The organism is Ancylobacter sp. IITR112 (assembly GCF_041415945.1).
Classification (GTDB): domain Bacteria; phylum Pseudomonadota; class Alphaproteobacteria; order Rhizobiales; family Xanthobacteraceae; genus Ancylobacter.
In genome coordinates this window covers 4,546,556-4,558,479 of record NZ_JBGCUS010000001.1, presented here as the reverse complement: position 1 = coordinate 4,558,479, position 11,924 = coordinate 4,546,556, and the positions used below count along the sequence as shown (strand labels likewise).

The 11,924-nt window shown below is 68.5% G+C and carries 10 protein-coding genes; 7 read left to right on the top strand and 3 right to left on the bottom strand.

Annotation, left to right across the window (positions count from 1 at the left end; all coding sequences use genetic code 11):
• Nucleotides 1-136 precede the first annotated feature (136 nt).
• A complete protein-coding gene (locus AAC979_RS21545; RefSeq protein WP_371348962.1) occupies nucleotides 137-1,624 on the top strand; it encodes an O-antigen ligase family protein in 1,488 nt (495 codons plus the stop codon).
• Between the two features lie 19 nt (nucleotides 1,625-1,643).
• Here the strand turns inward: AAC979_RS21545 and AAC979_RS21540 are convergent, their stop codons facing one another.
• The 3 genes from AAC979_RS21540 to AAC979_RS21530 are packed head-to-tail and all read right to left on the bottom strand — an operon-like array spanning nucleotide 1,644 to nucleotide 4,471.
• Complete coding sequence (locus tag AAC979_RS21540; RefSeq protein WP_371348961.1) at nucleotides 1,644-2,234, bottom strand: polysaccharide biosynthesis/export family protein; 591 nt, start codon at nucleotides 2,232-2,234, stop codon at nucleotides 1,644-1,646.
• Complete coding sequence (locus AAC979_RS21535) at nucleotides 2,231-3,361, bottom strand: glycosyltransferase (protein WP_371348960.1); 1,131 nt, start codon at nucleotides 3,359-3,361, stop codon at nucleotides 2,231-2,233. The genes AAC979_RS21540 and AAC979_RS21535 overlap by 4 nt, the downstream gene beginning before the upstream one ends.
• Nucleotides 3,362-3,403: 42 nt before the next feature.
• Entirely contained in the window at nucleotides 3,404-4,471 is a 1,068-nt protein-coding gene (locus AAC979_RS21530; RefSeq protein ID WP_371348959.1) for an NAD-dependent epimerase/dehydratase family protein, read from the bottom strand.
• Between the two features lie 324 nt (nucleotides 4,472-4,795).
• On the opposite strand from AAC979_RS21530, the gene AAC979_RS21525 reads away from it, so the two are divergent.
• From AAC979_RS21525 to AAC979_RS21500, 6 genes are all read left to right on the top strand, one after another.
• Nucleotides 4,796-6,193, top strand: a complete 1,398-nt coding sequence (locus AAC979_RS21525) for an exopolysaccharide biosynthesis polyprenyl glycosylphosphotransferase (RefSeq protein ID WP_371348958.1) — start codon at nucleotides 4,796-4,798, stop codon at nucleotides 6,191-6,193.
• A 104-nt stretch (nucleotides 6,194-6,297) separates the two neighbouring features.
• The gene (locus tag AAC979_RS21520; RefSeq protein ID WP_371348957.1) at nucleotides 6,298-7,386 is read left to right on the top strand and encodes a glycosyltransferase; all 1,089 of its coding nucleotides are present in this window, start codon (nucleotides 6,298-6,300) and stop codon (nucleotides 7,384-7,386) included.
• The gene (locus AAC979_RS21515; protein WP_371348956.1) at nucleotides 7,383-8,279 is read left to right on the top strand and encodes a glycosyltransferase family 2 protein; all 897 of its coding nucleotides are present in this window, start codon (nucleotides 7,383-7,385) and stop codon (nucleotides 8,277-8,279) included. The genes AAC979_RS21520 and AAC979_RS21515 overlap by 4 nt, the downstream gene beginning before the upstream one ends.
• 2 nt (nucleotides 8,280-8,281) lie before the next feature.
• Nucleotides 8,282-9,388 (top strand): glycosyltransferase family 4 protein, encoded by a 1,107-nt coding sequence (locus tag AAC979_RS21510; RefSeq protein ID WP_371348955.1) that lies wholly within the window; start codon nucleotides 8,282-8,284, stop codon nucleotides 9,386-9,388.
• Nucleotides 9,373-10,476: a glycosyltransferase family 4 protein gene (locus tag AAC979_RS21505; RefSeq protein WP_371348954.1), complete on the top strand. Its 1,104-nt coding sequence runs from the start codon at nucleotides 9,373-9,375 to the stop codon at nucleotides 10,474-10,476. Before AAC979_RS21510 ends, AAC979_RS21505 begins: the two co-directional genes overlap by 16 nt.
• Entirely contained in the window at nucleotides 10,473-11,906 is a 1,434-nt protein-coding gene (locus tag AAC979_RS21500) for a hypothetical protein (RefSeq protein ID WP_371348953.1), read from the top strand. Before AAC979_RS21505 ends, AAC979_RS21500 begins: the two co-directional genes overlap by 4 nt.
• The last annotated feature ends 18 nt before the right edge of the window (nucleotides 11,907-11,924 follow it).

The window sequence follows — 11,924 nt, the reverse complement described above, 5'->3', positions numbered from 1 at the left end:
GTGTCGTGCACGGCCACACCCCGGTGATGGAGGTCGAGATGCATGCCAACCGCATCAATGTCGATACCGGCGCCTATCTCACCCACCGCCTGTCCTGCGTCGTGCTGGAGGGCGCGCAGGCGCGGGTGCTCCACACATGAGCGCGCCGCCCGCCGCCCGCAGCGCACCGCGCGACCCGGTGGAAAGCGGTGCGCGCCGCTCGGCGTTCCTGGCGCGTCGCAGCCGGGCGGAGACCTATAACGACCTCATTTTCGTGGGTCTCGTCCTCGCCCTCGCCTGGGTGCCGCTGCTGCTCGGCAGCAACCGGCTCGTCGCCTGGGGGGTCAACGCGGTGCTGTTCGGCCTGCTGCTCATGCTGTTCGAGGCCGGGCGGCTGGCCACCGGCGCCCGCCACCCCGTGGCGCCGCGCCGTCTCTGGTGGGCGTTCCTGCTGGGCGGCGCACTGGTGGGCTGGATCCTGTTTCAGCTTTTCCCCGGCGCGCCTTCGGACTGGCACAATCCGTTCTGGCAGTTGACGGCGCAGACGCTTCGGCCGGTGCCTGGTGCCGTGCCGGTGGCGGGCAGAATCTCGGTCACGCCGGATGCCGGCCTGCGCGGGCTGGTGATGCTGCTGACCAGCGCGATGGCGTTCTATCTCGCGCTTCAGCTCTGTCGCGACGGGCGGCGGGCGGACCTGTTCCTGCGCGCGCTGGTTTTTATCGCCGTCGGCTATGCCCTGTTCGGCCTGCTCCAGTTCGCGCTGGCGCCGCAGCGGCTGCTGTGGTTCGAGAAGCAGGCCTATGTCGGGCAACTGACCGCGAGCTTCGTCAACAAGAACAGCTACGCGACCTATGCCGCCCTCGGGCTGATCGCCAGCATCGGCCTGCTGATAAATGTCTACCGCCGCGCCGGGAACAGAGGCCCGCTGCCGCTGGCGATGCGCGCCACCGCCTTTGTCGAGACGACGCTGCGATCGGCGCTGCCCGTCCTCGCCGGCATCGGCATCATAGGCACCGCGCTGGTGCTCACCGTGTCGCGGGCGGGCGTCATTGCCGGCCTTGCCGGCGTGCTGACACTGCTTGTGCTGAGCCTCGTCTCCACCCGCCGCCCCTGGCTGGTGCTGGTCCTCGCCGCGCCGGTGCTCGCCATGCTGCTGGCGACGCTCGCCCTGTTCGGTGACGATCTGAGCGAGCGCTTCGCCTTGCCGGGCGGGCATGATCCGCGCTGGGCGGTGGCGGCGCGCACGCTCGACGCGGTGTGGAACGCGCCGCTGACCGGCTATGGCTATGGCAGCTTCGACCGCATGTTCGCGGTCTATCGCGGCACCGAGGCCTTCTCGCCCTGGCATCACTGGGACAAGGCCCACAACACCTATATCGAACTGCTGTTCGAACTCGGCATACCCGCCACGCTCGTGCTCGCCGCGCTGGTGGCGGGCCTGCTGGCGGTGACGCTGGCCAATATGCTGCGCCGCGAAAGCCCGCATCCGATCAGCGCGGTCGCGCTCGCCGCGAGCGTGGCGGTGCTGTCGCATGCGGCCGTCGATTTCAGCCTGCAGATCCAGGCGGTGGCGATCACCTATTGGGCCCTGCTCGGCGCCGGCCTGGCGCAGAGCTGGAGCCGGCGCCTCGACACCGCCGCGTGAGCCCGGCGCCGGCGCCCGGTCAGAACAGCCGCTCGCCGACCCGCACAATGTCGCCGGGCAGCACCATCGTCGTGGTGGTGACGGGATAGGAATATTCCTGCGTCTGCCCGGCCCGGCGGATCGTCACGGTGGAATCATTGGCGCGGTAGGTGAAGCCGCCCGCCACCGCCACGGCGCTCATGATGTTCATGCCGTTGCGATAGGGATACTCGCCCGGCTTGGAGACCTCGCCGATGATGTAGAAAGGGCGATACTGCAGGATTTCGATATTGACGCGGGGATCGCGCACATAGCCGCCGGCCAGCTTCTGGGTGATGGCGCCTTCCACCGCCTGCGCCGTCTCGCCCTGCGCCTTGATGTTGCCAATCAGCGGCACGGAAATGAAGCCGCCGGAATTGACCTCGAACTCGCCGGAAAGCGTCGGCTCGTTGAACACGGTCAGGCGCAGCTTGTCGCCGGTGCCGAGGACATAGTCGGTCGTGGTGGCCGCATCGGCCGCCGCAGGCGGCGCGCTCGGTGCCGTGGCGCAGCCGGCAAGCGACAGAAGCAGCGGCACGACCAGCAGAATGAGCCGCGCGGGGCTCATGGATGTCCAGGGACCAACGCTCATCTGGCTCTCGCACTCCTGTCCTCCCCGCCCGGCCGGGGCGATCCCGTCCGCGCGAGGCGCTCGTCAATGAAGGACGCAATCCGGCGTTCGAAGCGGTCACGGCTGAACTGCGCCACATGGGCGCGAAACTCCTCGGGCGTGCCCGTGACGGCGCCCGCCTCGAAGCGCTGCACGGCATCAATGATGGCCTCGGCCGTCTGTTCGTGGAACAGCAGGCCGGTTTTTCCATCCACCACCGTCTCCGTGGCGCCGCCGCGTCCGAAGGCAAGCACCGGGCGGCCGCTGGCCATCGCCTCCAGCGGAACGATGCCGAAATCCTCGACGCCGGGAAACACCAGCGCCCGGCAGCGCGCGAGTTGGCGCGCCATCTCCGCATCGCTGACCGGACCCAGAAAGCGGATGCCGGGCCCGGCGCGGCGCCTGAGCTGGTCGCTGGCTCCCTCGCCGATGATATCGAGGCGCCGCCCCATGCGGCTGAAAGCCTCGACCGCCAGTTCGATCTTCTTGTAGGGCGTGATCTGGCCGGCGCAGAGATAGGCGTCGTCCACCGCCTCGGCCGGGGCGAAGCGGCTGAGGTCCACCGGCGGATGAATGACCGTGGCCTCGCGCCGGTAGTACTTGCCGATGCGCTGGGCGACATAGGCTGAGTTGGCGATGAAGGCGTCGACCCGCGCGGCCGTGGTCACGTCCCACTGGCGCAGGCCGGGGCCGAAGAGCGTCATCGCCAGCCGGGTGAGCGGGCCGGAGGCGGCGCGATATTGCGGCGCGAGATCCCAGAGATAGCGCAGCGGCGAATGGCAGTAACAGACATGCAGGCTATCCGGCCGCGTCACCACGCCTTTCGCCGGGCCGGCCTCGCTGGAGATCACCAGGTCGTAGCCGGTGAGGTCGAGGCTCTCCAGCGCATAAGGCATCAGCGGCAGCATTTTCTGATAGTGCCGCCGTCCGCCGATCTTCTGCAGGAAGGAGGTGGTGATCCGGTGCCGCCGCAGCGTGTCGGAAAGCTGAGCCGGCTCAGCAACCAGGGTAAAAATATCCGCCTGCGGGTAAAGTCGGCAGAAGGATTCCAGCACCTTCTCGCCGCCCCGCATCCCGACCAGCCAGTAGTGAACCAGGGCGACCTTCATGACCTGTCGTCTTTCACGCGAGCCGGAGAGGCGGATGGGGCGTCAGTCGAACGCACCGGCGGACTCGTCTTTCCAGCGTTGCAGCGCCGAAGGCAGCCGGCCCCGGGCGACAAGGCCACGCGATTCCAGCCAGCGCGGCACCACGTCGGTGGAGCGTACCAGTTTCAACACACGGTCGGGGTGGATGCCGATACCCGCGCCGGCCATCGGCCGCAAGGCGCTGGCGACGCCGAGCACGAGCGGGCGCGGCACGGTCATCGTCCTCGCATGCGGAAAATGGTCGGCGCGAAAGGTCTCGACGATCTGTTCCAATGTGTAGCGATCGGGATAGCAGCCGTTGAACAGCAGCAGCCGCTCGTCCAGCGAGGCGGCATGGAGCAGCGTCTCGACGAGATCCTCGACATAGAAGCACGCCTTGATCGTGTCCCGCCGCCCCGGATACACGAACAGCCCACGGCGCAGCAGCCGGGCGAGCCGGGTGAAATTGCCGCCTTCGCCATGGCCGAAAATCACGGCCGGTCGGCATATGACCAGTTGCCGCTCCGCCGCCTCCTGCAGCCAGACCTGGTGAATATCCTCCGCCATCGCCTTCGACCGCCCATAGGCCGAGTCCGGCTGGCGGCGCGAGGCTTCCGACCTGGTTTCCTCGCCGGGTCCATAGACCGAGATGGAGCTGGTGAAGACGATCCTCTTCGTCCCCTGGCGGCGGGCAAAGGCGCAGACTTCCAGGGCTCCATGAATATTCGTCTCGTAATATTCATGCGCCGGGTGGCCGGGCGTGGTGTGAACCGCCGCGAGATTGAAAATCGTCTCCACGCCGCCTTCGACCGTCAATGCAGAAAGATCGCGGACATCGCCCTGGCGGTAGTCGACACCCGGAACCGGCAGCCTGGGCGGGGCTATGTCGATGCTGATCGGTCGGGTCGTGGGCGATTGCATCAATCTTCGTAATAAATGCGAACCGATGAAACCGGCACCACCGAAAACAATCGCGACCTGTCGCTGCGTCATCCCGTTCTCAGCCCGTCCACCGGAGTTCACACCTTCTGCCGTTCGTTTTATTAAAATCATTCTAAATTTGTGGGCGCATGTGTAACCGTTCTGCGTCATGGTAAGCTGGGCAGAAAGTGCAATAATCAATACAGGTCGTTGCACCGAGCCCGTTATCTCTGCTAAGCAATTACCATAGAAATTGAAGGGGCATAAGGAAGCCGATGGCAGTCCGCTGGCGCATTTTAGCCGCGCGGACCGCAGCCGGATTACCTTGCGGGCACGCTGGCGGTGCATCGGAGGCTTCCGCCTTCTTCAGGGGCTGTGCCTGCTGCGACAGGGCGGCAGGAAAACGTTTGCCGGCTGATGCGCGCTTGTCGCAGGCATCACCCGGCTCCTGGAATGAAAGACAGACGCATGGAAGTCCTCGGTGCTTACGGTGGCATGCGTGGGGCTGCCGCGGGCGAAGCGTCGGAGGAGCGCCCCGCCGGCCGTCTCACGCGCTACCGCGACGCCGTCCGCGTCTGCCTCACGGCCGGACTTGCCACGATCGACCTGCTCGCCCTTGCCGGTAGCTGCCTCGCCGGCGCGGCCCTACGCCACGGCACGCCCTTTGACGGCAATTGGGAAGTTTTCTTCTTTCTCGCCCCGACCTATCTGCTCGCGGCGGTCAGCCTGCGCGCCTATTCGGTCGAAGCCGCCGCATCGCTCAGCCAGGCCGTCTCGGCCAGCTTCGCCGCGCTACTCGTCACCGCCGGAATCTTCCTCACCGCCCTCTTCGCGCTGAAGGTCGGCAGCCTGCTGTCGCGTCTCGAAATCGGCTACACGTTCATCCTAGCCTTCGCGCTGATAGCCATGGGCCGGTTAGCCGCGACTCGGTTAACCCGCCACCGGCTGCTGCCGGTCATCGCGCCCCGCCGGGTCGTCCTCACCGACAACGGCGATGCCGAAGGGCGCGTGGAGGATGCACTGACGACCTATGTCGAGGTGGGCAAGGCGGGTCTCCAGCCGCGCCTGCACGATCCCGCCTTCTTCGCCGCGCTGAGCGACATCATCGGTTATGCCGACCGGGTGATCCTCGCCCTGACCGATCCGCGCGATCGGCTCGAATGGACGGAGGCCATGCGGCTCAGCGGCTTCGAAGCCGAGGTAGTGGTCGATCTCGGCGGCTTCGAGCCGCTCTCCCTGTCGCGCTGGAACGAACAGACCACGCTGCTGGTGTCGCGTGGCCCGCTCACGCTGGGCGAACGCCTGAGCAAGCGGATGCTCGATCTCGCGATCACCGTGCCTCTCCTGCTGGCGACCGCTCCCACCATTGCGGCGGCCGCGCTGCTGGTGAGGCTCGACAGCCCCGGCCCGGCCTTCTTCGTGCAGGAAAGGGTCGGGCGCAACAACCGTCCCTATCGCTGCTTCAAGCTGCGAACCATGCGGAGCGAGACGACAGACGCCACCGGCCAGGTGTCCGCCTCGCGCAGCGACCGGCGTGTGACCCGGGTGGGGCGCTTTCTGCGGCGGACCAGCATCGACGAGCTGCCGCAGCTTCTCAACGTGCTGATCGGCAATATGAGCCTTGTCGGCCCGCGGCCGCATGCGCTGGGCTCGCGCGCGGAAGGGGCGCTGTTCTGGGAACTGGTTCCCGATTACTGGAGCCGCCACGCGGTCAAGCCGGGGCTGACCGGCCTCGCGCAGATCCGCGGGCTGCGCGGCGCGACACAGAGCCGGCGGGATATCGAGGCCCGCGTTGCTTCCGACCTCGAATACATCAATAACTGGTCGCTCTGGATGGATGTGAAGGTTCTCCTCCTCACCGTCCGCGTGATCATCCACCGCAATGCGCACTGACCTGATTCGCTCCTCCAACCGCAGCTCACCGACCAGCCGCGCCAGCGCCGTTTCCTGCCGAGCAGGCGAGCCCTGTGCGTGCGGGCGCCGTACGTGCGGCCCCCATGCCGGTTGATGTCGATTTCTCGCTGGCGCTCAACGACCGGACCGGAAAGCTGTTTCTGGGTCGGGAGATCATCGCCGGCCTCGGCGAAAGGGTCGCCTCCGTTCGGTATGGGCGCCTCGCCGGTTTTCCCGGCAGCGAATTCGGCCGGCGCCTCGCCGGGCGGTTGACGCATTGGGAAACCACGGCGCGGGTCTTCCTCCCGGGCCTCGCCGCCTCGCTGCCGCGGCTGCGAACCGTGCACCCGACGCTTCATCTCGATCCGCTCAGCGTGACGCGCCACCGGCTGGAAGCGCGGGATATCGTATTGTGCCACGATGTCGGGCCCATCACCCATGCCCGGTACTTCGCCCCCCGGGTCGACGCGCTCTACGCCCACAGCTACGCCGCGATCCGCGCGGCAAAACCGCATATGGTGTTTGTCAGCCGCACCTCGCAGCAGGCGTTCCACGCGCTTTATGGCGAGGATTATCCCTCCTCCACCGTCATCTACATTCCGGTTCGCCGCCAAGTGGCGGAGGCGCCCGAATCCCGCCCCGCCGGTATCGGCGCGCATTTTCTGCTCACCGTCGGCAGCCTCGGCCGGCGCAAGAACCAGGCGCGGTGCATCGAGGCTTTCGCCCGCAGCGGGCTGGCAGGGCAGGGCTGGCAATATGTGCTGATCGGCGGCAACGAACCCGGCGCGGAAGACGCGATAGATCTCGGGAACAGAACGCCCGGCGTGGTCCTGTCGGGCTATACCAGCGAGGCGGAACTACGCTGGCTCTATCGCCATGCCGGCGGCTTCGTGCTGATGAGCTTGCTGGAAGGGTTCGGCATGCCGGTGATCGAGGCGGCAGAGCACGGCCTGCCGTGCCTGGTGACGGCAAACAGCGTCTTTTTGGAAGTCGGCGGGCCGTCCATGCTGCACGCTGACGCCACGGATGTGGCGGCGATCGCGCAGGGCATGCGCGCGCTGGCGCTGATGCCGGCGAGCGAACGGGCCGCGCGCGTCGCCGGCAGCCGCGCCCATTTGGCGGCCTTCGAGCGCAGCCGCGTTCTCGGCCAATGGTGCCAGCTCATCGACCGGCACGCCGGAGCGGCGCGGTGAGCGGCGCGGTGCAGGAGCCCTCGGTCGGCATCATCATCGCCACGCTGGGGCGGGCGCCGAACGTGGCGACGCTGCTGGACCGGCTGGCGCTGCAGAGCCGGGCACCGGCCTGCGTCGTGCTGTCGATGGAAAGCGCCGCCGACGCGCCGCCCCCGCGTACCTACCCGTTCCCGCTGGAACGGCTGTTCGGGCCGCGCGGCTCCTGCCGGCAGCGCAACCGCGCGCTGGACAGGCTGCCGCCGGACCTCGACATCGTGCTGTTTCTTGATGACGACTACGTTCCCTCTTGCCGCCTCATCGACGGCGTTGCCCGCTTCTTCGCCGCCTATCCCGCCATTTCCGGGGCGAGCGGCCGGCTGCTGGCGGATGGCATCGGCGGACCGGGCATCGCCCCGGCGACGGCCGTGGCGCTGGTGGAGGCGGAGGACGCCCGGCAAGAGCCGCCGCGCCTCAGCGTTTCCCCGCCGCATAAAGGCCTCTATGGCTGCAACATGGCCTATCGCCGGGCGGCGATCGGCACTGTCCGCTTTGACGAGAATCTGCCGCTCTATGGCTGGCAGGAGGACATCGACTTCGGCAGCCGTCTGCAGGGTCCGCTGGTCTATACCGACGCCTTTTATGGCGTACATTGCGGCGAGAAGGCCGGCCGCGAGCGCAATGGCCGCCGGCTGGGCTACAGCCAGATCGCCAATCCCTGGTATCTCCGGCGCAAGGGAACCATGCCGCCCCTCTTCGCCTATCGGCTGATGCTGCGCAGCCTGCTGGCGAATACCGCCCGGCTGGCGCGGCCCGAGCCGTGGATTGACCGGCGGGGGCGGCTGGCCGGAAATTGGCTGGCGCTGCGCGAGATCATCGCCGGGCGCGCCGATCCGCGCCGCATCCTGGAACTTTAGGCATGGCCCGCAAGGCTCCGCTCTTCATCAACGGCAAGTTCACCTCGGCCGGGCCGACCGCCGTGCACCGCGTGGCGCAGGAATTGATCGCCGCTCTGGCGGAAGTGGTGACCGACAGGGAATTGCGGCTGCTGGTGCCGCCCGGCCTTGCCCGGCTCGCCAATGATCCCGGCATTCCCGCCCATCCCGTGGGAGGGCTGGCCGGCGTCGCGTGGGAGCAGATGTCGCTGCCCTTGCACAGCCGCGGCGGTCTCCTGCTCAGCCTGTGCAACCGCACCCCCGTCGCCGCGCGCAACGCGCTCACCCTGCTGCACGACGCGCAGGCTTTTACCGTGCCGCGATCCTACCCTGTTGCCCGGCGGCTTGCCGGCCAGTGGCAGGCCCGTCTCGCCGGCCGGCGCCAGCTCGGGCTGCTGACGGTGTCGCACTTCGCCAAGGGCGAACTGGTCGGGCTGGGCCTCGCGCCGGCGGAGAGGGTTCATGTCATCGCCAATGGCGCCGACCATGTGCTGCGCACCCCGCCCGAGCCGGAGATCCTCGCCCGGCTGGGGCTGGCCCCGCGCCTCTATGCGCTGGCGCTCGCCAATCTCATGCCGCACAAGAATATCCCGCTGCTGATCCGCGCCTTCTCGCGCCCAGCGCTGCAGGACATGACTCTCGTGCTCGTCGGCGCCGCCGGCCGCGACGCCTTCGCCGCCGCCGGCGTGACGGCCGGCGCCAATGTGCTGTTTCCCGGCTATGTCGCGGAGGGCGAGATGCGCGCCTTGCAGGCGAACGCGCTGGCGGTCTGCACCCCCTCGCTCACCGAGGGTTTCGGCCTGCCGCCGGTGGAAGGGCTGATGCTGGGCACCCCCGCCATCATTGCCCCGTGCGGCGCACTGCCGGAAGTGTGCGGCCCCGGCGCGCTACACGCCGACCCGCACGACCCCGCCGCCTGGGAGGCCGCGCTGCTGCGGCTGCGCGGCGACAACGGGCTGCATGACGGCCTCGCCCGCGAGGGCCGCGCCTTCGTCGCCCGCTTCACCTGGCGCGCCGCCGCGACCCGCCTCATGGAGGTCGTCGACAGCGTGGCGCCAAACGGACCGGAGGGCGGGTGGAAATCTGCATAAACGGGCGTTTTCTCGCCGGTCCGCCGGCCGCGACCTATGCGGTGGCGGAGCATCTGACGCGCGCCCTCGCCGATAGGCTGGCCTCGGACGCCCCAGAGGCGCGGCCTATCCATGTGTTGGCGCCACCGAATGCGTGCGTGCGCGATGTCGGGCTGCCGGTCACGCGCATCGGCCGGCGGACCGGCAATATCTGGGAACAGATCGACCTGCCCCGCGCCGCCGCGGGCCGGCTACTGCTCAACTTCGCGTCGCGCAGTCCGCTCTTGCTGCGGCGGGGCATGACCATGGTGCACGACGCGCAGGTCTTCACCACGCCGGCCTCCTATGCGCTGGCGTTCCGGGAAACGTTGAAGGCCAATATCCGTCTCGCCGGCCGGCGCCAGCTCGGGCTGCTGACGGTGTCGCACTTCGCCAAGGGCGAACTGATCGGGCTGGGCCTCGCGCCGGCGGAGAGGGTTCATGTCATCGCCAATGGCGCCGACCATGTGCTGCGCACCCCGCCCGAGCCGGCGATCCTTGCCCGGCTGGGGCTGGCCCCGCGCCTCTATGCGCTGGCGCTCGCCAATCTCATGCCGCACAAGAATATCCCGCTGCTGATCCGCGCCTTCTCGCGCCCAGCGCTGCAGGACATGACTCTCGTGCTCGTCGGCGCCGCCGGCCGCGACGCCTTCGCCGCCGCCGGCGTGACCGCCGGCGCCAATGTACTGTTTCCCGGTTATGTCGCGGAGGGCGAGATGCGCGCCTTGCAGGCGAACGCGCTGGCGGTCTGCACCCCCTCGCTCACCGAGGGTTTCGGCCTGCCGCCGGTGGAAGGGCTGATGCTGGGCACCCCCGCCATCATTGCCCCGTGCGGCGCACTGCCGGAAGTGTGCGGCCCCGGCGCGCTACACGCCGACCCGCACGACCCCGCCGCCTGGGAGGCCGCGCTGCTGCGGCTGCGCGGCGACAACGGGCTGTATGACGGCCTCGCCCGCGAGGGCCGCGCCTTCGTCGCCCGCTTCACCTGGCGCGCCGCCGGGACCCGCCTCATGGAGGTCGTCGACGGCGCCGCCGAAAGCGCGGCCGGCCATGGCCGCTTCCCGCCATGACGGCGCTGGCGGCGGCCCTGTTCTGGGCGGTGGCGCTGTGGGGCCTGTTCGCGCGGCGTCCGGTTCTGCTGTGGCTGTTCTTCGGCATGCTGCCATTCGGCATGTTCGCCGTCGTCCCGGTGCAGATGACCGGCGGTCTTTCGCTGCTGGCCGTGCATGTCGCCGCCGCCCTGTTCGTGCTGCGGCAGTTCCTCCTGCGGCGCCACGGGATTTCCGACCTGTTGACGACGGCGCTGCGGGGACCGGGCCTGCTGCTGACGCTGTTCTGGACGGTTGCGCTGCTGGTGACGCTGTTCATGCCGCGTCTGCTCGCCGGACAGGTCACGATCGTGCCGATGGCGACGGCCTTTCGCGAGGCCGCGTTGCTGCGCCCGACGCTGCAGAATCTCTCGCAGCTCGCCAATCTCACCGTGTCGGTGCTGCTGGTGTTCGCCTTCGCCTGCTTCTTCCGCGCGCCGAAGCATCGCGACCTGATCCTGCCCGGCCTGATGTTGAGCGCCGCCGTGACGGTCCTCACCGGAATCCTCAGCTATTTGACGGGCTTCGTGGCGCTCGACCCGCTTCTGGATAGCTTCAAGACGGCGAATTACGCCTTGCTGGACAATGCCACCATCGCCGATGGGGTGCGCCGGGTCACCGGGCTGATGCCGGAAGCCTCATCCTTTGGTGCCCTGGCGCTGAACCTGCTGGCCTGCCTGTATTTCCTGCGACGAATGAGCGGCAACCGCGCGTCCTCCATGCGTCTCAACGCGCTCATCGTGGCGCTGGCGACCCTGGTGGTGGCGTCCACTTCCTCGGCCGGTTATGTCGGTTTGGGGGTTCTTGCACTGCTGATCGGCCTCGACTGGTTCACCCGCGCCTTCCGGATCAACCGCCCACGGATCTCCCAGGGCGGCGTGCGCGAGGATTTCTTCCTCGCCCTGGCGATCATCGGCTTCGCCGCCGCCGCGGTAATGATCACACCCGGCATCTTCGAGCCGGTCATGGAGCGGCTCGACGAAGTGGTGTTCAGCAAAACCCAGAGCGGCTCCTATGCGGAGCGCAGCGCCTGGACGGCGCGGTCGATGCAGGCGGGGCTCGACAGCTATCTCCTCGGCGTCGGCCTCGGCTCCACCCGCGCCTCCAATTTTGCCGTGGTCCTCTTCGCCAGCACCGGCCTTGCCGGCTTCATCCTCTATTTCGCCTTTGTGGCGCGGCTGCTGCTCGCACCCGTCCGCCGCGGCGAGCCACGGGAGCAAGCGTTGGCGAGCGGGCTCACCTGGTCATTCATCCCGGCCTTCGCCGTGGGTCTGCTGATCGGCACGACCCCGGATTTCGGGGTGTTCGAGGCGCTGCGGTTCGGGGCGCTGCTGGCGCTGACGGAGGCGGGAACGGCAGGATCTTCGCGCCCCGCCCTTCGCCCCGGGCGCTTGACCGCCCGGAACGAGTGATCCCGCCAGGCGACGTCC